21 protein-coding genes and 1 riboswitch are annotated in these 25,879 nt (G+C 65.5%); of the genes, 12 read left to right on the top strand and 9 right to left on the bottom strand.

Annotated features, from left to right (window positions below):
- The first annotated feature begins 137 nt into the window (after positions 1-137).
- The 7 genes from pilG (at position 138) to trhA (ending at position 10,039) form a co-directional block, all read left to right on the top strand.
- A complete protein-coding gene (gene pilG / locus AC25M7_RS00460) occupies positions 138-539 on the top strand; it encodes a twitching motility response regulator PilG (RefSeq protein ID WP_028688353.1) in 402 nt (133 codons plus the stop codon).
- Positions 540-586: 47 nt separating this feature from the next.
- A complete protein-coding gene (gene pilH / locus AC25M7_RS00455) occupies positions 587-952 on the top strand; it encodes a twitching motility response regulator PilH (RefSeq protein ID WP_028688352.1) in 366 nt (121 codons plus the stop codon).
- Entirely contained in the window at positions 949-1,503 is a 555-nt protein-coding gene (locus tag AC25M7_RS00450) for a chemotaxis protein CheW (protein ID WP_028688351.1), read from the top strand. The genes pilH and AC25M7_RS00450 overlap by 4 nt, the downstream gene beginning before the upstream one ends.
- A gap of 63 nt (positions 1,504-1,566) precedes the next feature.
- Entirely contained in the window at positions 1,567-3,591 is a 2,025-nt protein-coding gene (locus AC25M7_RS00445; RefSeq protein ID WP_486970727.1) for a methyl-accepting chemotaxis protein, read from the top strand.
- Positions 3,588-8,885, top strand: coding sequence for a hybrid sensor histidine kinase/response regulator (locus AC25M7_RS00440; RefSeq protein ID WP_486970614.1), 5,298 nt, complete (start codon positions 3,588-3,590; stop codon positions 8,883-8,885). The genes AC25M7_RS00445 and AC25M7_RS00440 overlap by 4 nt, the downstream gene beginning before the upstream one ends.
- Entirely contained in the window at positions 8,878-9,351 is a 474-nt protein-coding gene (locus AC25M7_RS00435) for a chemotaxis protein CheW (RefSeq protein WP_028688348.1), read from the top strand. Before AC25M7_RS00440 ends, AC25M7_RS00435 begins: the two co-directional genes overlap by 8 nt.
- 70 nt (positions 9,352-9,421) lie before the next feature.
- Positions 9,422-10,039 (top strand): PAQR family membrane homeostasis protein TrhA, encoded by a 618-nt coding sequence (trhA, locus tag AC25M7_RS00430; protein WP_028688347.1) that lies wholly within the window; start codon positions 9,422-9,424, stop codon positions 10,037-10,039.
- Here the strand turns inward: trhA and AC25M7_RS00425 are convergent.
- The 3 genes from AC25M7_RS00425 to AC25M7_RS00415 form a co-directional block, all read right to left on the bottom strand.
- Complete coding sequence (locus AC25M7_RS00425) at positions 10,036-10,755, bottom strand: 16S rRNA (uracil(1498)-N(3))-methyltransferase (protein WP_486970613.1); 720 nt, start codon at positions 10,753-10,755, stop codon at positions 10,036-10,038. The genes trhA and AC25M7_RS00425 overlap by 4 nt on opposite strands.
- Before the next feature lie 174 nt (positions 10,756-10,929).
- On the bottom strand, positions 10,930-12,336 hold the full coding sequence (locus AC25M7_RS00420) for an adenosylmethionine--8-amino-7-oxononanoate transaminase (protein WP_028688345.1): 1,407 nt from the start codon (positions 12,334-12,336) through the stop codon (positions 10,930-10,932).
- Between the two features lie 73 nt (positions 12,337-12,409).
- Positions 12,410-12,841, bottom strand: a complete 432-nt coding sequence (locus AC25M7_RS00415; RefSeq protein WP_143496085.1) for a hypothetical protein — start codon at positions 12,839-12,841, stop codon at positions 12,410-12,412.
- A 205-nt stretch (positions 12,842-13,046) separates the two neighbouring features.
- Here AC25M7_RS00415 and AC25M7_RS00410 point away from each other — a divergent pair, with 205 nt between their 5' ends.
- The 3 genes from AC25M7_RS00410 to AC25M7_RS00400 all read left to right on the top strand — a co-directional run bounded on the left by AC25M7_RS00410 (position 13,047) and on the right by AC25M7_RS00400 (position 16,240).
- Positions 13,047-14,882, top strand: a complete 1,836-nt coding sequence (locus AC25M7_RS00410; protein WP_486970612.1) for a flavin monoamine oxidase family protein — start codon at positions 13,047-13,049, stop codon at positions 14,880-14,882.
- Positions 14,883-15,075: 193 nt separating this feature from the next.
- A complete protein-coding gene (locus tag AC25M7_RS00405; RefSeq protein WP_028688342.1) occupies positions 15,076-15,627 on the top strand; it encodes a cytochrome b in 552 nt (183 codons plus the stop codon).
- Between the two features lie 34 nt (positions 15,628-15,661).
- A complete protein-coding gene (locus AC25M7_RS00400; RefSeq protein WP_028688341.1) occupies positions 15,662-16,240 on the top strand; it encodes a YceI family protein in 579 nt (192 codons plus the stop codon).
- Positions 16,241-16,324: 84 nt separating this feature from the next.
- On the opposite strand, the gene rhlE2 is transcribed toward AC25M7_RS00400, so the two are convergent.
- The 5 genes from rhlE2 to ahcY form a co-directional block, all read right to left on the bottom strand.
- Positions 16,325-18,220: an RNA helicase RhlE2 gene (rhlE2, locus tag AC25M7_RS00395; protein ID WP_197866592.1), complete on the bottom strand. Its 1,896-nt coding sequence runs from the start codon at positions 18,218-18,220 to the stop codon at positions 16,325-16,327.
- Positions 18,221-18,442: 222 nt separating this feature from the next.
- The gene (locus AC25M7_RS00390; protein ID WP_232108830.1) at positions 18,443-19,243 is read right to left on the bottom strand and encodes a substrate-binding periplasmic protein; all 801 of its coding nucleotides are present in this window, start codon (positions 19,241-19,243) and stop codon (positions 18,443-18,445) included.
- A gap of 38 nt (positions 19,244-19,281) precedes the next feature.
- On the bottom strand, positions 19,282-20,358 hold the full coding sequence (locus AC25M7_RS00385; protein ID WP_486970611.1) for a hypothetical protein: 1,077 nt from the start codon (positions 20,356-20,358) through the stop codon (positions 19,282-19,284).
- A gap of 98 nt (positions 20,359-20,456) precedes the next feature.
- Positions 20,457-21,302, bottom strand: coding sequence for a methylenetetrahydrofolate reductase [NAD(P)H] (gene metF / locus AC25M7_RS00380; RefSeq protein ID WP_028688337.1), 846 nt, complete (start codon positions 21,300-21,302; stop codon positions 20,457-20,459).
- Positions 21,303-21,441: 139 nt separating this feature from the next.
- Positions 21,442-22,851 carry an adenosylhomocysteinase gene (gene ahcY / locus AC25M7_RS00375; protein WP_028688336.1) on the bottom strand — a complete coding sequence of 470 codons (1,410 nt, stop codon included), beginning with the start codon at positions 22,849-22,851 and terminating at the stop codon, positions 21,442-21,444.
- A 21-nt stretch (positions 22,852-22,872) separates the two neighbouring features.
- A riboswitch (S-adenosyl-L-homocysteine riboswitch) is annotated at positions 22,873-22,969 on the bottom strand.
- Positions 22,970-23,148: 179 nt separating this feature from the next.
- Here ahcY and AC25M7_RS00370 point away from each other — a divergent pair.
- Positions 23,149-23,550 carry an acyl-CoA thioesterase gene (locus tag AC25M7_RS00370; RefSeq protein WP_028688335.1) on the top strand — a complete coding sequence of 134 codons (402 nt, stop codon included), beginning with the start codon at positions 23,149-23,151 and terminating at the stop codon, positions 23,548-23,550.
- Between the two features lie 45 nt (positions 23,551-23,595).
- On the opposite strand, the gene AC25M7_RS00365 is transcribed toward AC25M7_RS00370, so the two are convergent.
- Positions 23,596-24,834, bottom strand: coding sequence for a cation:proton antiporter (locus AC25M7_RS00365; RefSeq protein WP_062360206.1), 1,239 nt, complete (start codon positions 24,832-24,834; stop codon positions 23,596-23,598).
- 196 nt (positions 24,835-25,030) lie between these two features.
- On the opposite strand from AC25M7_RS00365, the gene AC25M7_RS00360 reads away from it, so the two are divergent.
- Entirely contained in the window at positions 25,031-25,864 is an 834-nt protein-coding gene (locus tag AC25M7_RS00360; RefSeq protein ID WP_182321842.1) for a DMT family transporter, read from the top strand.
- Positions 25,865-25,879 lie beyond the last annotated feature (15 nt).

Here is a 25,879-nt window from a genome sequence, read left to right as displayed (position 1 = left end):
GTGGCTCAGGGTGGCGCCGGGCGCGCCCACGGTCAAGGGGCGGGCGGATGGAATGGCCCTCTGGACTGTGTTAAAAAGGCCAGGCACATGGCCTGCACGGCCTTTTGGCGAATTCGCTCCCAGGCAGAAGCGCAACTATGGAACAACCCCTGAAGGTGATGGTGATCGACGACTCCCGCACGATCCGCCGCACCGCGCAGATGTTGCTCGGCGAGGCCGGCTGCGAGGTGATCACCGCCAGTGACGGCTTCGACGCCCTGGCCAAGATCGTCGATCACAAGCCCCGGATCATCTTCGTCGATGTGTTGATGCCGCGCCTTGACGGTTACCAGACCTGCGCCATCATCAAGCACAACAATACGTTCAAGGACACCCCGGTGATCCTGCTGTCTTCCCGCGATGGCCTGTTCGACAAGGCCCGCGGCCGGGTGGTCGGCTCCGATCAGTTCCTGACCAAACCGTTCAGCAAGGAAGAACTGCTCGACGCGATCCGTGCCAGTGTGCCCGGTTTCGCCGCGCAGGACCCACACGCACCCTGACGCCGCCCTCGCCGGACGGCGTCTCTATTTCCTGATGGGGAAACAGCATGGCCCGAATTCTGATTGTCGACGACTCGCCGACAGAGATGTACAGATTGACCGAATGGCTGGAGAAAAGCGGCTATGGGGTGCTCAAGGCTGACAATGGCGCCGACGGCGTGGCCCTGGCCCGCCAGGAGAAGCCCGATGCCGTGCTGATGGACATCGTCATGCCTGGCATGAACGGCTTCCAGGCCACCCGGCAACTGAGCAAGGACCCGGAAACCAGCGCCATTCCGGTGATCGTGGTGACCACCAAGGACCAGGAAACCGACCGAATCTGGGCCCAGCGTCAGGGCGCCCGCGATTTCCTGACCAAGCCGGTGGAGGAGGAGGCGCTGATCGCCAAGTTGAAAGAAGTGCTCGGCGCTTGACCACCCGGCCCCAGGGCGCGTCGCTGACCGCCTTCGAGCTGTTGCTGGACATCGACCGGCGCTGCCGCCTGCTGGTGGCCGACCAGCCACCGCAGGACACCCGCCTGCAGCAGTGGAGCGGCATCGGCTTTCGCATTGCCGGGCAGTGGTTCGTCGCGCCCATGGGCGAGGTTGCCGAGGTGCTGCGCGAGCCCCGCAGCAGCCGGGTGCCGGGGGTGCAGCCGTGGGTCCGCGGGGTGGCCAACCTGCGCGGGCGGCTGTTGCCGGTGATGGACCTGTGCGCGTTCTTCGGTCTCGGCCCGGCGGCGGCGGGCAAGCAACGGCGGGTACTGGTGCTGGACCATGAGGAGCTGTTCGCCGGGCTGTTGGTGGACGAGGTGGTCGGCCTGCAGCACTTCGCCCTGAGCAGCCTCGAGCTGTCGCCGCCGCAACCGCTGATTCGCGCGGCCACGCCCTTCGTGCAGGGCCATTTCCCCCGTGAACGCAATTGGGCGATCTTCAGCCCGTTCGCCCTGGCACAGGCCCCGGGTTTTCTCGATGTGGCGTTGTAGAGGATTTTCGACGTGAACAAGCCAGGACCTTCCGTAGCCACCGCAGGCGTCTCGCCAGCCGCCCTGGCCCAGCGCCCGCGCAGCACCGCGCAGATTACCGTGCTGTTCGTGGTGCTGATCCTGTCGATCGTCCTGCTGTTCGCCAACTTCGCTTACCTCAACACCCAGGCCAACCACGACAAGCAGTACATTGGCCATGCCGGCGAGCTGCGCGTGCTGTCCCAGCGCATTGCCAAGAACGCCACCGAGGCGGCGGCGGGCAAGGCGCTGGCGTTCAAGCTGCTCAGCGACGCGCGCAACGACTTCGAGCGGCGCTGGGGCTACCTGCGCGAGGGCGACAAGACCACCGGCCTGCCAGCCGCGCCGGTGACGGTGCGCGACGAGATGGACGCGGTGCGCCAGGACTGGGAGAACCTGCGCAAGAACACCGACACCATCCTCGCCAGCGAACAGACCGTGCTGTCGCTGCACCAGGTCGCGGCCACCCTGGCCGAGACCGTGCCGCAGTTGCAGGTCGAGTACGAGAAGGTGGTGGAGATCCTGCTGCAGAGCGGCGCGCCTGCCAACCAGGTGGCGGTGGCCCAACGCCAGTTGCTGCTGGCCGAACGCATTCTCGGCTCGGTCAATACCGTGCTGGCCGGCGACGAAACCTCGGTGCAGGCCGCCGATGCCTTCGGCCGCGACGCCAGCCGCTTCGGTCAGGTGCTCGAAGGCATGCTCGCCGGCAACCCGGCGATCCAGGTCACCCGGGTCGAGGACGCCGACGCCCGGGCGCGGCTGGCCGAGATCGCCGAGCTGTTCCAATTCGTTTCGGGCTCGGTGGATGAGATCCTCGAGACATCACCCGAGCTGTTCCGGGTACGTGAGGCCGCCGGAAACATCTTCAGCCTGTCGCAGACCCTGCTCGACGAGGCCTCGCACCTGGCCAACGGTTTCGAGAACCTGGCCGGCGGGCGCACCCTGGACACCGTCGGCGGCTACGTGCTCGGCCTGCTGGCGCTGGCTTCGATCATCCTTATCGGCCTGGTGATGGTGCGCGCCACCCACCGCCAGCTGCGCGAGACCGCCGAGAAGAACGAACGCAACCAGCAGGCGATCATGCGCCTGCTCGACGAGATCGAGGAGCTGGCCGACGGCGACCTGACCGTCACGGTGTCGGTCACCGAGGACTTCACCGGCGCCATCGCCGACTCGATCAACTACTCGGTCGACCAGCTGCGCGACTTGGTGGCCACCATCAACCACAGCGCCGAGCAGGTCGCCGCCGCCGTGCAGGACACCCAGAACACCGCCCGCCAGCTGGCCAAGGCCTCCGAGCACCAGGCCGAGCAGATCAGCGAGGCCTCCGAGGCGGTGGGCGACATGGTCGAGTCGATCGACCGCGTCTCGGCCCACGCCTACGAGTCGGCCAAGGTGGCCGAGCGCTCGGTGGCCATCGCCAACAAGGGCAACGAGGTGGTGCACAACACCATCCACGGCATGGACAACATCCGCGAGCAGATCCAGGACACCGCCAAGCGGATCAAGCGTCTGGGCGAGTCCTCCCAAGAGATCGGCGACATCGTAAGCCTGATCGACGACATTGCCGACCAGACCAACATTCTCGCCCTCAACGCGGCGATCCAGGCCTCGCTGGCTGGCGAGGCTGGTCGCGGCTTTGCCGTGGTGGCCGATGAAGTGCAACGCCTGGCCGAGCGCTCCTCTTCGGCGACGCGGCAGATCGAGGCATTGGTGCGCACCATTCAGGCCGATACCAACGAGGCGGTGATCTCCATGGAGCAGACCACCGCCGAAGTGGTGCGTGGCGCGCGCCTGGCCCAGGATGCCGGGGTGGCCCTGGCGGAAATCGAGGGTGTGTCGCAGACCATGGCCGAACTTATCCACAGCATTTCCGACGCCGCCCAGTTGCAGACCTCCTCGGCAGGGCAGATTTCCCACACCATGGCGGTGATCCAGCAGATCACCGCACAGACCTCCGCCGGCTCCGGCGCCACCGCTGACAGTATCCGCCACCTGGCGCGCATGGCCAGCGAGATGCGCCGCTCGGTGTCCGGCTTCACCCTGCCCAAGCCGGTGGAGCGCTCGTGAGCGAGGCGCACCTGAACCCGTCCGGCGAGCGCCACGACACGGTGGCCCTGGCCTGGACCAAGGCGCCGATCCTCGATTGCCTGGGCCAGGCGCGCCAGGCCCTGGAGCGCTTCTCGGCGGAACCGGGCGACCTGTCGATGCTGGCGTTCTTCGTCGACAACCTGCACCAGGTCCACGGCTGCCTGCACATGCTCGCGCTACCGGGCGCGATGCGCCTGGCCGAGGAACTGGAGCTGCTCGGGCGGGCCATGGCCGACGGTCAGGTGAGCCCACGCGGCGATTGCCTGGGGGCGCTGTTCCGCGGGCTCGAGCAATTGCCGCCGTACCTGGACCGCCTGCGCGGCGCGCGCCACGACCTGCCGCTGGTGGTCATGCCGCTGCTCAACCAGTTGCGGGTCTGCCGTGGTGCCGAGCCCTTGGCCCAGGGCAGCTTGCTGGGCGACCTGGGGCAACGGCTGGCCGGGGCGGCGGACTTGGCCAACCTCGACCTGTCCCTGGGCAGCTGGCGCGAGCACATGCAGGCCGGCCCGGGGCGCGATGCGCTGCGCTCGGTGGTGATGGCACTTTGCGACGACCTGATGCGCATCAAGGACCGCCTCGACCCCTTCGTCGGCGGCGAGCGCTCGCCCAGCGAGCCACTGGAGTCGCTGCTGCCGCCCTTGCGGCATGTGGCCGATACCCTGGCGGTGCTGGGCTTCCAGCAGCCGCGGCGGGTGATCATCGACCAGGTGCTGGCGCTGCAGGCACTGGTTGAAAAGGACAGCGCCGTGGATGAAGCGCTGCTGATGGATGTCGCCGGGGCACTGCTGTATGTCGAGGCCACCCTCAACGGCATGGTCGGCCCGTTGGAGGAAACCAACCCCGGCAGTTTGCCCGGCTCGGACCTGGCCGAAATCCGCCAGCTGGTGCTCAACGAGTCGCTCAACGTGCTGCAGCAGGCCAAGGACCTGATCGGCGATTGCCTGGAGTCCGACTGGTCGCGCCAGCGCCTGCAGGCCCTGCCCGGCTTGTTGCAGCAGGTGCGCGGGGCGCTGGCGATGCTGATGTTGCCGGCGGCCGCCGAGGTATTTGCCGGTTGCGCGGGCTATGTGCAGGGCTGGCTGGTGCACCTGGAGGATGAGCCGCAAGCGGACGAACTGGCGCATCTGGCAGATGCCCTGAGTGCCGGCGAAGCCTGGTTGCAATGGCGGGTGGCCGATCCGCTGGCCGACGCCCAGCGCTTCATCGACATGGCCCACGCCAGCCTGGCCGCGCTGGGCGTGCAGTGTGCGCGCGACACGGCAGCCGCCGGCGGCGAGCAGGCGCTGGACGGTATCGACGATGAATTGCGCGAGGTGTTCCTCGAAGAGGCTGGCGAGCTGCTGCCGGAGATCGAGCGCCAATGGCTGCGCTGGCGCGCCGACAATGGTCTGCGCGAGGCGTTGATCGAGGTGCGCCGGGCACTGCACACTCTCAAGGGCAGCGGGCGGATGGTCCATGCCGAAGCCGTGGCCGAGCTGGCCTGGGGCGCCGAGCACCTGCTCAATCGGGTGCTGGAAGGGCGCATCGTGCTCAGCGCCGAAGGCCTGGTGGCCCTGCAGCAGGTGTTCGTGCGCCTGCCCGACCTGCTGGCCGACTTCGCCGCCAGCCAACTGCCGCCCACGGCCGAGATCGAACAGCTGGCCGGGCACCTGCACGCGCTGGCGCTCAACGACACGCCGGCCAGCGCCAGCATCGATGGTCTCGACCCGCAGTTGCTGGAAATTTTCCGCAACGAAGCCCGGGGCCACCTGGCCGGCCTTGATGGCTTCCTGCAGGCGGTCGATGGGCGGGGCAGCGCGGTCAGTGACAGCCTGCAACGCGCCCTGCACACCCTCAAAGGCAGCGCCGCCATGGCCGGCGTGATGCCGGTGGCGGAGCTGGCCACCGCCCTCGACCGCCTGGTGCGCGAATACAAGGGGCACCAGCTACCCCTGCGCGTGGCCGAGATCGAACTGCTGGAGGCGGCGCGTGCGCTGTTCCACCTGGGCCTGGCCCAGCTGGGCAGCACGCCGTTGGCGCCCATCCCCGGGGCCGCCGGGCTTATCGAGCAGGTCGGGCAGACGGTAGACGCCCGGCTGGCCCAGCTCCAGGCCGAACCGCACCCGCCGCGGCGGGCCCGACGCGACCCGCAACTGACGGCCACCTTCCTGACCATGGGCATGGACATCCTGCTCGATGCCGAGGCGCGGCTTGCCAACTGGCAGGGCGATCCTGCGCAGCACCACGAGCTGCACCTGCTGCTCGAGGAAATGACCACCCTCGGTCATGGCGCGCACCAGGCCGAGCTGTGGCAGGTCGATGAGGTCTGCGAAGGGCTGCTGGACCTGTATGGCGCGGTTGAGGAGGGCAGCCTGGCGGTCACGCCACGCTTCTTCGCTGTCGCCCGGCAAGCCCACGAAGCGCTGCTCGACCTGTTCGACGAGATTGCCGCCGGCCAGGACCCGAACCCACGGCCTGAATGCCTGGCAGCCCTGCATGGCCTGCTCGACGATGCCCTCGATCCTGCCGCCCTGGGGCTGGTCGGGGCGAACGGCGTGACAGCGCTGACAGCGCCAGGCGAGTTGCCGGACCCCGCGGTGGTCGAGCTGTTCCTCGAAGAAGCCGGGGATATCCTCGACGGTGCCGACCAGGCCTTGCGGCAATGGAAGTCCGATCCGGACAGCCTGTCGCCGCTGTCGGCGCTGCAGCACGATGTGCTCACCCTCAAGGGCGGGGCGCAGATGGCGGCGATCGGCGCCGTCGAGGTGCTGGCCCAGGAACTGGCGCTGCTCTATGAAGGCCTGGTGGACCGTCGGCTAGGTGCCGGCCCGGCGCTGTTCGAGCTGCTCCGGCGCAGCCATGACGCCCTGGCCGAAATGTTGCGCAGCCTGCGCGAGGGCCAGCCACCGCTGTCGGCGGTGGCGTTGCTGGGCGAGTTGCGCGAGTTCCGCCACAGCGCCCCGCCTCCCGTCGCCTCCGAGCCGCAGGAGGACAACGAAGAAACCGAGGGCGACAAGGAGCTGCTGGAGGTTTTCCTCGAAGAGAGCTCCGATATCCTCGAGAGCGCGGCCGAGTCCCTGGCGCGCTGGCAGGTCGACCCGCGCAACACGGTCGAGGTGGAGAACCTGCTGCGCGACCTGCACACGCTCAAGGGCGGCGCGCGCATGGTCGAGATCGCCGCCATCGGCGACCTCGCCCATGAGTTGGAATTCCTCTACGAACTGCTCGCCGCCGGGCGCCTGCCGTCGACGCCGGCCCTGTTCAGCCTGCTGCAGAATTGCCATGACCGCCTGGCGCACATGCTCGACGCGGCGCGCCTGGGCGAGCCGCTGCATGCGGCCACGGCGCTGATCGACTACATCCGCAACTTCTCCAGCGCCGCCCTGACCGACAGCGTGGCCGGCCAGGCCCAGGTCGAGCCGGCCCCCGCCGAAATCCCGGCCGTAGCCCCCGAGCGGGCGGGCGATATGGTCAAGGTCGATGCCGAACTGCTCGACGACCTGGGCAACCTGGCCGGTGAGCACTCGGTCATTCGTGGGCGTATCGAGCAGCAGGTCAACGATGCGCAGTTCGCCCTCAACGAGATGGAAACCACGCTGGAGCGCATGCGCGACCAGCTGCTGCGCCTGGACATCGAGACCCAGGGACGGATTTCCAGCCGTCACCAGTTCGAGGGTGACACCTATGACGATTTCGACCCCCTGGAGATGGACCGCCATTCCCAGCTGCAGCAATTGTCGCGGGCGCTGTTCGAATCCACCTCGGACCTGCTCGACCTCAAGGAGACCCTGCTGCAGAGGGCCCAGGAAGCCTACAGCCTCCTGCAGCAGCAGGCGCGGGTCAACAGCCAGCTGCAGGAGGGCCTGACCGCTACCCTGATGGTGCCTTTCGAGCGGCTGGTACCGCGTTTGCAGCGGGTGGTACGGCAGGTGGCCAGCGAGCTGGGCAAGCAGGTCGAGCTGGTGGTCGGCAACGCCGAGGGCGAGCTTGACCGCAGCGTGCTCGAGCGCATGGTGGCGCCCTTGGAGCACATGCTGCGCAACGCCGTCGACCATGGCCTGGAGGCCCGCGAGGCACGCCTGGCCGCCGGCAAGCCGGAGCAGGGCACCATTCACCTGAACCTGCTGCACGAAGGCGCCGACATCGTCATCGAGATGAGCGACGACGGCGCCGGGGTGCCGCTGGAGGCGGTACGCAACAAGGCCATCAAGCGTGGCCTGCTTGATCCGCAGGCGCGCCTGAGCGACCACGAGATCCTGCAGTTCATCCTGCGTCCCGGGTTCTCCACGGCCGAGAAGATCACCCAGATCTCTGGCCGCGGCCTGGGCATGGATGTGGTCCATGAGGAGGTCAAGCAACTGGGCGGTTCGATGAGCATCGAGTCCAGTCCCGGCAAGGGCGCGCGTTTCCTGATTCGCCTGCCGTTCACGGTGTCGGTGAACCGAGCGCTGATGGTGCACGTTGACGAGGAACAGTATGCCATTCCGCTGAACACCATCGAGGGCATCGTGCGCGTGCCACCGGCGGAGCTGGAGGCCTGTTACCGGCTCGACCCGCCGCGCTACAGCTACGCGGGCCACGACTACGCGCTGCGCTACCTCGGTGACCTGCTGCAGGGCGGCGGCCAGCCTGGCCTGCTGGGCCAGAGCGTGCCGCTGCCGGTACTGCTGACCCACTCCCATGAGCAGTCGTTCGCCATCCAGGTCGACAGCCTGTCGCCCAGCCGCGAGATCGTGGTCAAGAGCCTCGGCCCGCAGTTCGCCGCAGTGCCGGGGCTGTCCGGCGCCACCCTGCTGGGGGACGGGCGGGTGGTGCTGATTCTCGACCTGCTCGGCCAGTTGCGCGGACAGCAACGGCGTCTGGCGCGCCTGCCGGGCGTGGCCGAGGCGGCGCATGCGCTCACTGGCCCGGTGCCCCGGCGGCCATTGCTGGTGATGGTGGTGGACGACTCGGTGACCGTGCGCAAGGTCACCAGCCGCCTGCTCGAGCGTCACGGCATGAGCGTGCTGACGGCCAAGGACGGCGTCGATGCCATGGCGCTGCTCGAGGAGCACCGTCCGGATGTGCTGTTGCTGGATATCGAGATGCCGCGCATGGACGGCTTCGAAGTGGCCACGCGGATCCGTCGCGATGAGCGCCTGAGCCAGCTGCCGATCATCATGATCACCTCGCGTACCGGCCAGAAGCACCGCGATCGGGCCATGGCCATTGGCGTCAATGAATACCTCGGCAAGCCGTACCAGGAATCGGTGCTGCTGCAGAGCATCGCCCACTGGAGCCAACCCCATGCTTGAACATATTGCCGGCCAGCGCAGCAGCCTGACCGGGTTGCTGCTGCCGCTGGGCGACCGCACCTTGGTGTTGCCAAACGTGGCGGTGGCTGAGCTGATCGGACACCGTGTCATTGCTTGTGAGCCAGGGGAGCCGGCCTGGCACCTGGGCTGGGTCGACTGGCGCCAGCAACGGCTGCCGCTGATCGGCTTCGAGGCGGCTTGCGGCGGGCAGACCCCTTGCGGCGAGCGGGCGCGGGTGATGGTGCTCAACGCCCTGGGAGATACCGGGCTGCGCTACCTGGCGTTGCTGCTGCAGGGTATCCCGCGCTCGTGCAAGCTCGACAGCCAGCTGAACTATGTCGACGTGCCGTTGGCGGGGTTGGAGTTGGCGGCGGTGCAGGTGGGCGAGCAGGTGGCGCGGGTGCCGGACCTGGCGGGGCTGGAAAGATTGGTGCGTGACGCGCAACTGCAACCTGCCGCTGGCTAGGATGGTGTCTGGGCTTGCCCCGTGATAGGGGTTTCAGGAACCCGAACGGCGTAGCGAGGTCTGTGCTTGCATGTACTACGGTGAACGTTTCAACGCCTGGACCCACCTGGTCGGTGCGGTGCTGGCCTGTATTGGCGCAGTCTGGCTGATCGTCGTGGCCGGCCTGCAGGGCGATCCGTGGAAGATCGTCAGTTTCTCCATCTACGGCTTTACCCTGCTGCTGCTCTACAGCATCTCCACCCTCTACCACAGCACCCGCGGACGAGCGAAGCGGATCATGCGCAAGCTCGACCACTTGTCGATCTACCTGCTGATTGCCGGAAGCTACACGCCCTTTTGCCTGGTCAGCTTGCGCGGGCCGTGGGGCTGGAGCTTGTTCGGGGTGGTCTGGGGGCTGGCGCTGGTCGGCATGCTGCAGGAGATCAAGCCGCGTTCGGAGGCACGGATCCTGTCGATCATCATCTACGCGCTGATGGGCTGGATCGTGCTGGTGGCGGTCAAGCCGCTGCTGCACAGCCTGGGCGGTGCCGGCTTCGCCTGGCTGGCGGCCGGCGGCGTGTTCTACACCGTCGGCATCATCTTCTTCGCCTTCGACAGCCGGTTCCGCCACTGGCATGGCATCTGGCACCTGTTCGTTATCGCCGGCAGCCTGATGCACTTCGTCGCGGTGTTCTTCTACGTGTCTTAGAAATCGCCCCACAACTGCTGCGCTACCGACAAAGCCACCACCGGCGCTGTCTCGGTACGCAGCACCCGTGGGCCGAGGCGAGCGGCGTGGTAGCCGCTGACCTTGGCCTGTTCGACCTCCGCATCGCTCAGGCCGCCTTCCGGGCCGATCAGGAAGGCCAGCTTTGCAGGTTTTTCGTGACGGGTCAGCGCTTCGGCCACCGGGTGCAGCACCAGCTTGAGGTCGGCCTCGGTGTCCTTGAGCCATTCGGCCAGGGTAACCGGCGGGTTGATGACCGGCAGGGTCGAGCGACCGCACTGCTCGCTGGCGCTGATCGCCACTTGGCGCCAGTGGGCCAGGCGCTTGTCGGCGCGCTCATCCTTCAGACGCACTTCGCAGCGTTCGCTGACGATCGGGGTGATTTCGTTTACGCCCAGTTCGGTGGCCTTTTGAATCGCCCAGTCCATGCGCTCGCCGCGGGACAGGCCCTGGCCGAGGTGAATGCGCAGCGGCGAGTCGGCCTGGCCGGGGACGGCTTGGCCGAGGCTGACGCGCACGCTTTTCTTGCCTACCTCGAGCAGTTGGCCAAGGTATTCCTGGCCGCTGCCGTCGAACAGCTGCACGGCGTCGCCGGCGGCCATGCGCAGGACACGGCCGATGTAGTGGGCCTGGGCTTCGGGGAGCTCGTGCTCGCCAAGGCCAAGCGGGGCGTCGATGAAGAAGCGGGAGAGTCTCATGGTTCTACTCGGAATCTGAATGGGGGCATCGTCCTCTGTAGGAGCGGCCTTGCGTCGCGATAGGGCCGCAAAGCGACCCCGGAAATTTCTGCTGCGAAGCTGAAAGCCTGGGGCTGCTGCGCAGCCCTATCGCGACGCAAGGCCGCTCCTACAGGGGGACGGAGGTGTTGGGGCCTAGCCCGGATCGCGGAAATCGGGGTGGAAGTCGGCCGGCACCGCCACGCTGACGCTATCACGGGTGGCGATGTCGATCCCTTCGCTGGCCACTTCGGCCAGGAAGTCGATCTGCTCCGGGGTGATCACGTAGGGCGGCAGGAAGTACACCACGCTGCCCAGCGGGCGCAACAGCGCGCCACGTGTCAGGGCATGCTCGAAGACCTTCAGGCCGCGACGCTCCTGCCAGGGGTAGGCGGTCTTGCCGGCCTTGTCCCGGACCATCTCGATGGCCAGGGCCATGCCGGTCTGACGAATCTCGGCGACATGGGCGTGGTCGGCCAGGTGCGCGGTGGCGCTGGCCATGCGCGCCGACAGGGCCTTGTTGGCCTCGATCACGTTGTCTTGCGCGAAGATGTCCAGGGTCGCCAGGGCCGCGGCGCAGGCCAGCGGGTTGCCGGTGTAGCTGTGCGAGTGGAGGAACGCGCGCAGGGTCGGGTAGTCGTCATAGAAGGCCTGGTACACCTTGTCGGTGGTCAGGCAGGCGGCCAGGGGCAGGTAGCCGCCGGTCAGGGCCTTGGACAGGCACAGGAAGTCCGGGCGGATGCCGGCCTGTTCGCAGGCGAACATCGTGCCGGTGCGGCCGAAGCCCACGGCGATCTCGTCGTGGATCAGGTGCACGTCGTAGCGGTCGCAGGCCTCGCGCAGCAGCTTGAGGTACACCGGGTGGTACATGCGCATGCCGCCGGCGCCCTGGATCAGCGGCTCGACGATCACCGCGGCGATGCTGGCGTGATGTTCGGCCAAGGTCTGCTCCATGGCCGCGAACATGTTCCGTGAGTGCTCCTCCCAGCCCATGCCTTCGGGGCGCAGGTAGCAGTCCGGGCTGGGCACCTTGATGGTGTCCAGCAGCAGGGCCTTGTAGGTCTCGGTGAACAGCGGCACGTCGCCCACCGACATCGCCGCGATGGTCTCGCCGTGGTAGCTGTTGGTCAGGGTGACGAAGCGCTTTTTCTGCGGTTTGCCGATGTTCTGCCAGTAGTGGTAGCTCATCTTCAGCGCCACTTCGATGCACGACGAACCATTGTCGGCGTAGAACACCCGCTCCAGGCCAGACGGCGTCATGGCTACCAACCGCTCGGACAGCTCAATCGCCGGCTGGTGGCTGAAGCCGGCCAGGATCACGTGCTCGAGCTGGTCGACCTGGTCCTTGATGCGCTGGTTGATGCGCGGGTTGGCATGGCCGAACACATTGACCCACCAGGAGCTGACCGCGTCCAGGTAGCGCTTGCCCTCGAAGTCCTCGAGCCACACGCCCTCGCCACGGCGGATCGGAATCAGCGGCAGCTGCTCGTGGTCTTTCATCTGGGTGCAGGGGTGCCACAGGACCTTGAGGTCGCGTTGCATCCACTGATCATTGAGGCCCATGGGCACTTCTCCTGGCGTTACGGCTCGGTTTGACCGCGTAAGCCTAAGCAATGCCGGGGGGCAGGACAACCGCTCAATGACGCCAGGCCGGGCGCCACTCCAGTTGGCGCACGTGCACGGTGCACAGCGGCAGGGTGGAGAGGACCAGGCGCTCCAAGGGGCCGGGCACATCGTGCCAGAAGGTTCCGAGCGCGCCGGGACCGGGCATGAACTCGGTGTAGTCATGGTCGCGCAGGGTCAGCCAGTAGGCGGTTGAGACGGCGCTGCCTAGGGTACTGATCTCCACCTCGAGCAGCAGGCAATCGACCGTCTGGCCGAAGATGATCTCGACATCGGATTGGCCCAGGACAATCAGTTCCGTGCCGCTACGTCCTTCGTCGGTCTTGTAGCGCGAGCTGTAGGCGATGCCATTGGAGACGATGTTCAGGCCCGAGGGCGTGCGCCAGGTGATTTCCGGCATCGGCGCTGAAGGCTGCCACCTGGCAAAGTCTTCCGTGTAGATCACCGTTGTTTCTCCGGCCTGGTTCGGGTGTGCTAACCAAGACTGCCTACCCTTGCGACAGTCAGCTACTGACAAAAATACCAGTTGCAAAAAGCACTTGATGTCACTGCGGTGGCAGGGTGGGCAGAGCTGACGTATTCTTAACGCATCTCTCCCGGGGCGTTCCTCCCCGTATCTTCTATCGCTTCTCTAACCGGAGTTCGCCATCATGGCTGCTGCTTGGGTGCGCCTGTGCGCGTTGGTATTGATCGGGGTGTCCAGCGGTGCCGCGCTGGCCAAGGACAAGACGGCGATCGTCGTCGGTGGTGGCCTGGCAGGCCTGACCGCGGCCTATGAATTGCAGGCCAAGGGCTGGCAGGTCACCCTGCTGGAAGCCAAATCTGGCATGGGTGGGCGTTCGGGGCTGGCCACCAGCGAGTGGATTGGCAACAGCAAGACCCAGCCGGTGCTCAACCAGTATCTGGAGCGGTTCAAGGTCGGCACGTTGCCGGCGCCGGAATTCGTGCGAACCCCGGGCTACCTGATCGACGGCGAGTACTTCAGCGCAACCGATCTGGTGGCCAAGCAACCGGCCACTGCCGAGGCCCTCAAGCGCTACGAGAAGACCCTCGACGACCTGGCCCGCTCCATCGAGGATCCGCTGAATCCGGCGGCCAACAGCACCCTGTTCGCCCTCGACCAGATGAACGTTTCCACCTGGCTGGACAAGCTGCAGTTGCCGGCGACCGCACGTCAGCTGGTCAACCAGCAGATCCGTAGCCGTTATGACGAGCCGTCGCGCTTGTCGCTGCTGTACTTCGCCCAGCAGAGCCGCGTCTACCGCAACGTCAGCGACCGCGACCTGCGCGCCGCGCGCCTGCCGGGCGGCAGCCCGGTGCTGGCCCAGGCCTTCGTCAAGCAGCTCAAGACCATCAAGACCAGCTCGCCGGTTACCGCCATCGTCCAGGACAAGGACGGGGTGACGGTGAAGGTCGGCGCCGTGGGCTACCAGGCCGATTATCTGGTCATGGCCGTGCCGCTGCGGGCCCTGGCCAAGATCCAGATGACCCCGGGCCTGGACAACCAGCACCTGGCCGCGCTGAAGGGCACCAACTACGGTTGGCGCGACCAGTTGATGCTCAAGTTCAAGAACCCGGTGTGGGAAAGCCGTGCGCGCATGTCCGGCGAGATCTTCTCCAACACCGGCCTGGGCATGTTGTGGATCGAACCTGCGCTCAAGGGCGGCGCCAACGTGGTGATCAACCTGTCCGGCGACAACGCTCGTCTGCTGCAGGCCTTCGGTGACAAGCAGATGGTCGACCAGGTGCTGATCCGTCTGCACGCCTTCTACCCGCAGGCCCGTGGCGCCTTCACCGGCTACGAAGTACGTCGTTACAGCACCGATGCCGGCATGGGAGGCGCTTACCTGGCCTACGGCCCAGGACAAATCAGCAAGTACTGGCGTCTGTGGGAGCGTCCGGTCCAGCGTATCGCCTTTGCCGGCGAGCATACCGACGCACTCTACCCTGGTACCCTCGAAGGTGCCCTGCGCAGCGGCCAGCGCGCTGCGAGCCAGGTCCAGGACCTGGCGGCAGGCAAGTCCTTCGACCCGGCCAAGGCCGCACCGGTTGCCGCCGCAGCCGCCGCTGGAGCAGCGGGTGCCGTGGTGGCAAAGGATAAGGGCGGGTTCTTCTCCAACCTGTTCGGTGGCGGCTCCGACAAGGCTCCGGCCAAGGCGGAGCCTGTGAAGGTCGAGGAGGCCAAGCAGGACAATCCAGGCTTCTTCTCGCGTCTGTTCGGCGGTGCTGACAAGCCAGAGGCGAAGGCCGCGCCGATCGCCAAGGCCGAGGAGATCGCCCCGGCGCCTGCACCGGCCCCGGTCGCCCCGGCACCTGTGGCCAAGGAGGAAGCGGTTAAACCTGCCGCCACCAAGCCTGCTCCAGCCAAGCCTGCGGCCAAGCAGGCACACAAGCCCGGTACCAAGCCGGCGCCGGTGAAGAAGGCTACCGCCAAGTCGGAACCGGCCAAGAAGCCGGTGGTCAACGGCCAGGCCAAGGCCGGCTGATCTCGCTATTGACGCCATCGCGGGCTCCCGTGATGGCGTCGGCACATCCAAACGACTATCGTTAATGTTTCCTTAATAGGAAGCTTGCAGACTAAATATCGGGTTTTTAGATAATCCGAAGCAATTTTTTACGCTTTTATTCGATGCGTTAAGCGCTAGTCTTGTGCGCAGCTTTCACGGGGAATACGCCAACATGCAACTGCGCAACTCATCTTCCCGCTATGGCCTGGTCAGCATCGTCCTGCACTGGGGCGTGGCGCTGGCGGTCTTCGGCCTGTTCGGCCTGGGCCTGTGGATGGTCGGCCTCGACTACTACAACCCATGGCGCAAGACCGGCCCCGACCTGCACAAGAGCATCGGCCTGGTACTGCTGGCTGCCATGCTGCTGCGTGTGCTCTGGCGTTTCATCAGCCCGCCACCGCCGGCGCCGGCCAACCATGGCAAGGTCACCCGCCTGGCCGCCAAGCTGGGTCACCTGGCGCTGTACCTGGGCTTGTTCGCGGTGATGGTCGCCGGCTACCTGATTTCCACTGCCGACGGTGTCGGCATTCCGGTGTTCGGCCTGTTCGAGGTGCCGGCGCTGATCAGCGACCTGCCTGACCAGGCCGACACCGCCGGGGTGATCCATCTCTGGCTGGCCTGGGGCCTGGTGATTTTCGCGGTGCTGCATGCCCTGGCGGCACTCAAGCACCATTTCATCGACCGTGACGCGACCCTGACTCGCATGCTGGGCCGCAAAGCTTGACTCTCAACCTCAATTGCAAAGGAAGGAAGTAAGGATGTTGAAAAAGACTTTTGCCGCTCTGGCGCTCGGTACCGCCCTGATCTCCGCCGGCCAGGCCATGGCCGCCGAATACAAGATCGACAAGGAAGGCCAGCACGCGTTCGTTGACTGGAAGATCAGCCACCTGGGCTACAGCTTCATCCACGGCACCTTCAAGGACTTCGACGGCAACTTCACCTGGGACAGCGCCAAGCCCGAGGCCAGCAAGATCAGCGTCGACCTGAAGACCGCCAGCCTGTGGTCGAACCACGCCGAGCGTGACAAGCACATTGCCAGCGCCGACTTTCTTGATGTGAAGAAGTACCCTCAGGCCAAATTCGTCTCCACCAGCGTCAAGTCGACCGGTGAGAAGACCGCTGACGTCACCGGCGACCTGACCTTGCACGGCGTGACCAAGCCGGTCACCTTCAAGGCTGTGTTCAACGGTGAAGGCAAGGACCCATGGGGTGGCGAGCGCGCTGGCTTCAACGCCACCACTACGCTGAACCTGAACGACTTCGGGATCAAAGGCCCAGGCCCGACCTCCCAGACCCTGGACCTGGATATCAGTGTCGAAGGTGTGAAGCAGAAGTAGTTCGCTACGCTGGAAACAAAAACGCCGCCCATTGGGCGGCGTTTTTGTTTGGGTTCCGCACGGGACAGGCCCGCGATTGCGTTCTTAACCCTTGCGAGTCAGCAGCGCCGGACGCTCACCCCGTGGGCGGCTCGGCAAGTCGTCCAGTTGCTCGGGCGTCGGGTAACGGTCGAGCTTGGATTCCTTGCGAATGATCACCGGCGCGCTCTGAGACTCGCGCGGGTTGCGCACGGCGGGTTCCTGGCGAGCCGATTCGTCACGGCGGTTACGGCCACCGTTGTTGTCACGACGAGCGCCGCCATTGCTGCCACCACCGTTGCGCGGGCGTTTTTCACCCGAGCCTTGGCCTTGGCGCTGTTGGCCATTACCACGGCCTTGACCTTGAGCCTGGCCACCACCACTGCGTTGGCCCTGGCCTTGTCCGCCATTGCCACCTGGGCGACGGTTGCGGCCTTGATTCTTGGCGTTCTGGTAAGGGCTGACGTAGTCGGCGCGGTTGCCGAAGTTATCCACATCGTCGTCCAGAAACTCTTCCGGGTCACGATCGGCGGGGACCGAGGGGATGGCCTTCTGGCCCTGTGCGACCTGCTGCTGGCGTGGCTTCTTGTCACGCGGCTTGCGCTGCTGCTGGCCTTGCTGCTGCTTGTCGCCAGTCTTTTCCTTGTCGGCCTGCTTCTCGCCCGCAGGTTTGTTGCGGCCTTTGTCCTTGCCCTTGTCCTTGCGTCCGCCACTGCCTTCCTTGCCGCCTTCGCCGCGAGGTTGCTGGTTGCGGCCACCGCGACCAGTGTTCTGCTGGCGCTCGCGGACTTCCGGCTTCTCGGCCTCGACCTGGGAGGCGTCGAAGCCCATCAGGTCGCCGTCCGGGATCTTCTGCTTGGTGACGCGCTCGATACTCTTGAGCAGCTTCTCTTCGTCTGGGGCGACCATCGAGATGGCCTCGCCCGAGCGACCGGCACGGCCGGTACGGCCGATGCGGTGAACGTAGTCTTCCTCGACGTTGGGCAGCTCGAAGTTGACCACGTGGGGCAACTGGTCGATGTCCAGGCCGCGGGCGGCGATGTCGGTGGCGACCAGCACGCGCACGGTGTTGGCCTTGAAGTCGGCCAGGGCCTTGGTGCGGGCGTTCTGGCTCTTGTTGCCGTGGATTGCCGCGGCAGTCAGGCCGTGCTTCTCGAGGTACTCGGCCAGGCGGTTGGCGCCGTGCTTGGTACGGGTGAACACCAGTACCTGCTCCCAGGCACCCAGGGTGATCAGGTGCGCCAGCAGGGCGCGCTTGTGGCTGGCCGGCAGGCGGTAGACACGCTGCTCGATACGCTCGACGGTGGTGTTTGGCGGCGTGACCTCGATGCGCTCGGGATTGTGCAGCAGCTTGTCGGCGAGGTCGGTGATGTCCTTGGAGAAGGTCGCCGAGAACAGCAGGTTCTGGCGCTTGGCCGGCAGGCGCGCCAGCACTTTCTTGACGTCGTGGATGAAGCCCATGTCGAGCATGCGGTCGGCTTCGTCCAGCACCAGGATCTCGACCCGCGAGAGGTCGACGCTGCCCTGGCCGGCCAGGTCGAGCAGGCGGCCCGGGCAGGCGACCAGGACGTCGACGCCCTTGGCCATGGCCTGGACCTGCGGGTTCATGCCGACGCCGCCGAAGATGCAGGCGCTGATGAAGTTCAGGTCGCGGGCATAGACCTTGAAGCTGTCATGCACCTGGGCGGCCAGCTCGCGGGTCGGGGTCAGCACCAGCACGCGCGGTTGGCGCGGGCCGTGGCGTTGCGATTTGTCGGGGTGGCCACCCGGGAACAGGCGCTCGAGGATGGGGAGCGCGAAGCCGCCGGTTTTACCAGTACCTGTCTGGGCGGCGACCATCAGGTCGCGACCTTGCAACACGGCGGGAATGGCCCGCTGTTGCACCGGAGTGGGCTGGGTGTAGCCCGCTGCCTCGATAGCGCGGACAAGAGCCTCGGAGAGACCGAGGGAAGCAAAGGACATGGGCAATCCTGTTCTCGTGGGGGCTGGGCCCGATGGGGTGTACTGCCTGGCGCGACGGGCATCGGAAGGATGCGATCGCGTCCGGTCCAGCTGGGCGTTCACGGCGCATCCTGGATGCCAGCAGGCGGCGCGCAAGGTGCGCTGCTGCGGGTCGAGATGCCTGTTGCGAGGCCGAGCGTCCGGGCGTGAGCCTGGCGGGAAGGCTCGAGTATAACAGAGCAATCAGGGTGTGCTGCGTTCCTGCTGCTCAACGGCGAAAGGAAAGTCCTGATTGCCCAGGTAGCGGGCGTTGATCGCCGCATAGACCGGCTCCTGCTTGAAGCGTCGCAGTTCTTCGCTGAACGCCTGTGCCAGATGCTCGCGCCCTGGCTTGCGGGCCAGCCCCAGGTACTGCTGGCGGCGGCTGATCACCAGGGGCAGCGCCTCGACGGTCTGCTCCAGGCCAAGCTGGCGGCTGACATAGCGACCCACCTTGCGGTCGGTCACCAGCAGGTCTATGCGCCCGAGCGCCAGCTTGCCAAAGTTGGCTTGGTGGCTCGGCGCCGGTTCCCGGCGGAACAGCGGCGATTCAGCGAAGTCGCCGTCGTAGACGTAGCCCGGCGAGGTGCCCACGGTCAGCCCGGCCAGGTCTTCTAGGCGTTTGACCGGATGGGGGCGCGAGCGGGCCTGGTAAAGGACGAACTCGACCTCTGACATGGGTTCGTCCGGGTAGACCAGGTAACCCTGGCGCGAGTCGACGCGGAAAATGTCCATTATCGCGTCCGCCTGGCCTTGCTCGACCATGGCCAGGCAGCGCCGCCAGGGCAGGAACTGCCATTGCACCTCGACGCCCAGGCGCTTGAATACCTCTTCGGTAACCTCGTAGTCGATGCCTTTGGGCTGACCGTTTTCCTGGTAGAGGTAGGGCGCCCAGTCGTCGCTGACGATGCGCAGGCGTTCGGCATGGGCCAGGGAAGTCAGGCAGGCAAGCCATAACAGGCAGAGAGCATGGATGACCTTGTACCTGGCGCGTGGCGGGGTCAACGTGGGGAGCCCCCGCAGTGGCACGCCCGGCATGCGTGTCAGGCCTGCCGCTGTTTCAGCAGGTGCGTCTCGATCTCTTGCCTGCGCTGGCCCAGCGCTAGGCGCAGTCCGGGGTGGCGCAGGCACTTACGCAATTGCTCAGGGGCCGGTTGCCCCTCGCGTTGGGTAAGGTTTTCCAGGGCCTTGTCCCACCATGCGCAGGCGCACGCCCGATCGAATTCGTTTTCGTAGGGGTAGCAGCCATACAACAGTTCGCGAGCGAATTGCCGCTCCTTGCTGGGAAGTGTAAGGCTCAAGGCCTTGTATGCAAGGCGTTGCAGAGCCGGTGGGCGGGGGAGCTGTTCGTTGACCAGCGCAACGTCCGCCAGTGCCGCCTCGCTCAACGGCGCGTCGCCGTGCTTGTGCAGCCAGGCCTGGATCTTTGCGCGGAACTGGGCTTTGCGGCTCCAGTAATGGTGGATGACGTCGGTACACTCGTTGAGCTTGAGCGTACGGTAAGCCACCACCGCAAGGCAGAACTCCTCGAGCGTATAGGCTTCCCTGGCCAATGGGTGCAGTTCGTCCATCAGGGCGATGGACTGGTCCAGGATCGGGGCATCCTGTGCGGTGAGCCCGATCACGCCGGAGTTGACCAGCGGCATCTGGCGGTCGGCCAGACCGCGCTCTTCGAGAATGCCGACCAGGTTCTTGTACAGCAGGCATTTCTGGTTCTCGCCGTAGCGTCCGCCAATAGCGTTGCACAGCAGGCTGCCGGTTGTGACACGGTCGAACAGGTGCTTGGGTGAGGTACGGAAGAAGGTATCGGTGTCGATGAGCACGGCCAGCGGGTGGTGCCCAAGGACTTGGCGCAGCAGCACGTGCTTGCTGCGGAAATGGTAGCCGTGTGGCTGGTTCCAGGTTCTGCGGGTGGCCTCGTCGAGCAGGTGAACGGTGACCGGCAGGTTGTAATAGGGCTCGGCGTTGTCGGTGTAGACCTGGATGTCCATGGACACGCCGGGGGTGGATCGCAGGTGTGCCAAGGCACTGACGATGCTGAAGCAGGCCTCCTGATGGTAAGTGGCCGGACCGAATGCCAGGTAGACGAGCTGAGGGTGAGCGGAATGAGGGTGCTGCATGCTGGCCGGTAACCTATTGCGAGGCGGAAGTGAAGAAGGCTTTAGCCTAAGGCAAAGCCTTCTTCATGGCTCTAATTAATTGTTACCGGCAACATCTTTCAGCGTGGCAGCTTCAGGTTGTTCCAGATCGCCAGGCTCGGCTCGGCCTGGTTGAGGGTGTAGAAGTGCAAGCCCGGTGCGCCGCCTTGCAGCAGTTGTTCGCACATGCGGGTGATCACTTCCTCGCCGAAGGCCTGGATGCTGGCGGTGTCGTCGGCATAGGCTTCCAGCTGCTTGCGGATCCAGCGCGGGATCTCGGCGCCGCAAGCGTCGGAGAAGCGTGCCAGCTTGCTGTAGTTGGTGATTGGCATGATGCCGGGCACCACCGGGATGTCCACGCCCAGCTTCTGTGCGCGCTCGACGAAGTAGAAGTAGCTGTCGGCGTTGAAGAAGTACTGGGTGATGGCGCTGTCGGCGCCGGCCTTGACCTTGTGCACGAAGTTGGCAAGGTCTGCCTCGAAGTTACGCGCCTGTGGGTGCATCTCCGGATACGCGGCCACTTCCAGGTGGAAGTGGTCGCCGCTTTCCTGGCGAATGAACTCGACCAGGTCGCTGGCGTAGCGCAGCTCGCCACTGGCCATGCCCATGCCGGATGGCAGGTCGCCGCGCAGGGCGACAATGCGCCTGATGCCGGCGGTCTGGTACTCGGCGAGCAGCGCGCGCAGGTCGTCCTTGCTGTCACCTACGCAGGACAGGTGCGGGGCGGCGGGGACCTTCACTTCGCTTTCCAGCTGCAGCACGGTGTTCAGCGTGCGGTCGCGGGTCGAGCCACCGGCACCGTAGGTGCAGGAGAAGAAGTCCGGGTTGTAGCTGGCCAACTGGCGGGCGACGCCCATCAGCTTCTCGTGGCCGGCGTCGGTCTTGGTTGGGAAGAACTCGAAACTGTAGCGGCGTTCTTGTGACATCTCTCGTTCCTTCGGTGGCGCGCCCGGGGCGGCTACCTGCAAATAAAAGCCAGGACGGTTGGGGCCGGCCTGGCTCGGACATCGGTACGACGCGTTGCCAGCCAGCGCCAGGGCGATAGCCCGGCGCTGGCGCCGCTGCTTAGTAGCGGTAGGCGTCCGGCTTGAACGGACCTTCGACGGTCACACCGATGTACTCGGCCTGCTGTGGGGTCAGCTGGGTGACCACGCCGCCGAAGCCGCGGACCATTTCCAGGGCCACTTCTTCGTCCAGCTTCTTCGGCAGCACTTCCACGGTCAGGCGCTCGGCCTTCTTGGCGGCTGGCAGTTCGGCGAACTTCTGCTCGAACAGGAAGATCTGCGCCAGCACCTGGTTGGCGAACGAGCCATCCATGATGCGGCTTGGGTGACCGGTGGCGTTGCCCAGGTTCACCAGGCGTCCTTCGGCCAGCAGGATCAGGTAGTCGTCGTTCTGCGGGTCGAATACGCCAGCGCCGGTGCGGTGGATCTTGTGCACCTGCGGCTTGACCTCTTCCCACGCCCAGTTCTTGCGCATGAAGGCGGTGTCGATCTCGTTGTCGAAGTGGCCGATGTTGCAGACCACGGCACGCTTCTTCAGGGCCTTGAGCATGTTGGCGTCGCAGACGTTGACGTTACCGGTGGTGGTGACGATCAGGTCGATGCGGCCCAGCAGGTCTTTGTTGATGCCTGCTTCGGTACCGGTGTTGATACCGTCCTTGAACGGCGAGACCACTTCGAAGCCGTCCATGCAGGCCTGCATGGCGCAGATCGGGTCGACTTCGGTGACCTTGACGATCATGCCTTCCTGGCGCAGGGACTGGGCCGAACCCTTGCCCACGTCGCCGTAGCCGATCACCAGGGCCTGCTTGCCCGACAGCAGGTGGTCGGTACCGCGTTTGATGGCGTCGTTCAGGCTGTGACGGCAGCCGTACTTGTTGTCGTTCTTGCTCTTGGTGACCGAGTCGTTGACGTTGATCGCCGGGACTTTCAGCTCGCCCTTGGCCAGCATGTCGAGCAGGCGGTGCACGCCGGTGGTGGTCTCTTCCGTCACGCCGTGGATCTTGTCCAGCATGGCCGGGTATTTCTTGTGCAGGATTTCGGTCAGGTCACCGCCGTCGTCCAGGACCATGTTGGCGTCCCATGGCTGGCCGTCTTTCAGGATGGTCTGCTCGATGCACCACTCGTACTCTTGCTCGGTTTCACCTTTCCAGGCGAACACCGGGATGCCGGCGGCGGCGATGGCGGCGGCGGCCTGGTCCTGGGTGGAGAAGATGTTGCACGACGACCAGCGTACTTCAGCGCCCAGGGCGACCAGGGTCTCGATCAGCACGGCGGTCTGGATGGTCATGTGGATGCAGCCGATGATCTTCGCGCCCTTGAGCGGTTGCTCGGCTTGGTACTTGCGGCGCAGGCCCATCAGTGCCGGCATTTCCGATTCGGCGATGATGACTTCCTTGCGGCCCCAGTCGGCCAGGGAGATGTCGGCGACCTTGAAGTCGGAAAAACCAGCAGGCGTGTTTACAGCGCTCATTGAGAGCCTCCATTCGTAGTGTGCGAATGGGCGCCGTTGTGCGTTAAGCGTCCGCTTGCGCGGACAACGCCCCAACCGAGCCTGACAGGCCGAGCCTGCTGCAGCGCCCCTCGGTCGGGTGGCGGGATGGCCACCACTGCGGGAGACCATGTGAAACGGCAGGGATTATAGCCGCGGGCGTGTGACACACCCAAGACTTTCTGTCGATTAATCGAGACGATAGTCGATGTTCAATGGAGGGTGGCCGAGCGGTCTGCCATCATTAGCCCATGTGAGCCAGGCAGGTCAGGAGTACAGATGAACTTTCACACCCGCAAATGGGTAAAACCCGAAGACCTCAACCCCAACGGCACCCTGTTCGGCGGCAGCCTGCTGCGCTGGATCGACGAGGAGGCGGCGATCTACGCCATTGTCCAGCTGGGCAACCAGCGCGTGGTGACCAAGTACATTTCCGAGATCAACTTCGTCAGCGCCTCGCGCCAGGGCGACATCATCGAGCTGGGCATTACCGCCACCGAGTTCGGCCGCACTTCGATCACCCTCAAGTGCGAAGTGCGCAACAAGATCACTCGCAGGGCCATCCTCACAGTCGACAAGATGGTCTTCGTCAACCTCGGCGAGGACGGGCTGCCGGCGCCGCACGGGCGTACCGAGATCAAGTACATCCAGGATCAGTTCCCGGACAGCGCGGTCGAATAAGCGCTGGAGCGTTCGTGGGAGCGGCGCACCGCCGCTCCCTCGCCATTACTCGGGTTGTGTGCTGACCTTGCGCACCACCTTGCCGACCGTCAGCCCCTGCACCAGGATCGACGACAGTACCACGATGTAGGTGATCGACAGCAGCAGGTCACGTTCATCGCCCTGTGGCAGGGACAGCGCCAGGGCCACCGACACGCCACCACGCAGGCCGCCCCAGGTCAGCACGCGGATGGTGCCCTGCGGCACGGTCCGCCAGCGGCGCAGCAACACGATGGCTGGCGCCACGGTCAGCAGGCGCGAGGCCAGCACCGCCAGCGCCAGCACGCCACCGGCCGCCAGGTGCAGCCAGTTGAAGGGCAGCAGCAACAGCTCCAGGCCGATCAGGGCGAACAGCAGGGCGTTGAGCATGTCGTCGATCAGTTCCCAGAATCCGTCCATGTAGCGACGTGTCATGTCGTTCATCGCCAGGTTGCGCCCCAGGTTGCCGATAATCAGGCCGGCCACCACCATGGCGATCGGCGCCGACACATGCAGCTCGTAGCACATGGCCGAGCCACCGATCACCAGCGCCAGGGTCAGCATGACCTCGACCTGGTATTGCTCGACGCTCTTGATCATGCGGTAGGTGGCGTAGCCGATCAGCCCGCCGAACACCACTCCACCGATGGCTTCGCGGGCGAACAGCAGGGCCGTGTCAGACACGCTCGGGGTCTCGCCCAGCTGGATGATGCCCAGCAGCACGGTGAACACCACCACCGCGGTGCCGTCGTTGAACAGCGACTCACCTACGATGGTGGTCTTCAGCGGTTTCGAGGCGTTGGCGGTGCGCAGCGCGCCGAGCACGGCGATCGGGTCGGTTGGCGAGATCAGCGCGCCGAACAGCAGGCAGTAGATCAGCGGCACGTTCCAGCCGAACAGGGCGAACACCCAGTGCGCCAGGTAGCCGATCACCACGGTGGCGATCAGCACCCCGATAGTGGCCAACAGGCCGATCGGCCAGCGGTAGCTGCGCAGGTCAGCGAGGTTGACGTGCAGGGCGCCGGCGAACAGCAGGAACGACAGCATCCAGTGCATCAACAGGTCATTGAAGTCGATCTGGTTCATCAGGCCTTCGACGCGCTCTTCCAGGCCGGGGAAGCCGATCAGGCTCAGGCCCTGCAGTATCAGGGAGAACAGCAATGCGGTGACCATCACGCCGATGGCCGGCGGTAGGCCGATGAAGCGGTAGTTCACATAGGTGAGGAGGGTGGTGAGGCAGATAAACGCGGCAACTAATTCAAGCATCCCGAATCCTGTAACAGTGGCTTCCAAGTCGTTTCCCGAGTAACTCGGGCAGTTCTTGGATGATCTGGCGCGGGGCTCGGGACACACCTTATGACCGGAAATACCAAATTCGTTCCTCAGAACGGATTGCAGATTCTTTATGGGAGCAAGCGTTATAGTGCGTGCAGCCGCCTGGTCATTGCGCAAGGAGCCCCGCGTGCTGGCAACCTCCCTGGTACTGGTCGCAGCCCTGCTCCACGCGACCTGGAACACCCTCATCAAATTCAGCGGCGAACGCCTTCTGGTGATCGCCAGCATGGACCTGGTCGCACTGGTCTTCGCCATTCTGGCGGTGGCGTTCGTCGATTTTCCCCCGGCGGGCATCTGGCCCTGGCTGCTGGCATCGGCGCTGGCCGAGCAGCTCTACCGCTACCTGCTGATCAAAGCCTATCGCGTCGGTGACCTGGGGCTGGTCTATCCGTTGATGCGTGGTTTGTCGCCGTTGGTCGTGCTCGGACTGACCCTGGCTTTTGCCGGCGAGTCGCTCAGCCAGCAGCAGATCATCGGCATCCTGCTGATCCCCTGCGGCATGGCCTGCCTGTTGTGGCAGGGTGGTGGCGGTGATCGCCTGCCCTGGTCGATGCTGCCGGTGGTGGCCCTGATCGGCCTGTGCATCGGCTGCTACACCTGGTTCGACGGCCAGGCCGTGCGCCTGTGGGGCAAGCCCTGGGATTACCTGGTGTGGCTGACCCTGCTCAGCGCCTGGCCGTTCCCGTTGCTGGCCGGGGTGGCGCGGCGGGCACCGTTCGCCATGTTTTGGCGCACTCAGTGGCGTCTCGGGCTGACGGTGGGGGTGTGCGTGCTGCTGAGCTACGCCCTGGTGCTGTGGGCCATGCACCTGGGATCGGTGGCGGAGGCGGCGGCGCTGCGCGAGCTGAGCGTGATCCTCGTGGTGTTGCTGGGCATGCGTTACCTCAAAGAACCTTTTGGCGGGCCGAGACTCCTAGCTTGCGGGCTGGTCCTGGCCGGCATGCTGGTGATGAAGCTGTGAACCGATCCTCTGTGA

The organism is Pseudomonas sp. P106(2024) (genome assembly GCF_057480815.1).
The sequence above is the reverse complement of the archived record's forward strand: the minus strand, read 5'-3'. Positions and strand labels throughout refer to the sequence as shown.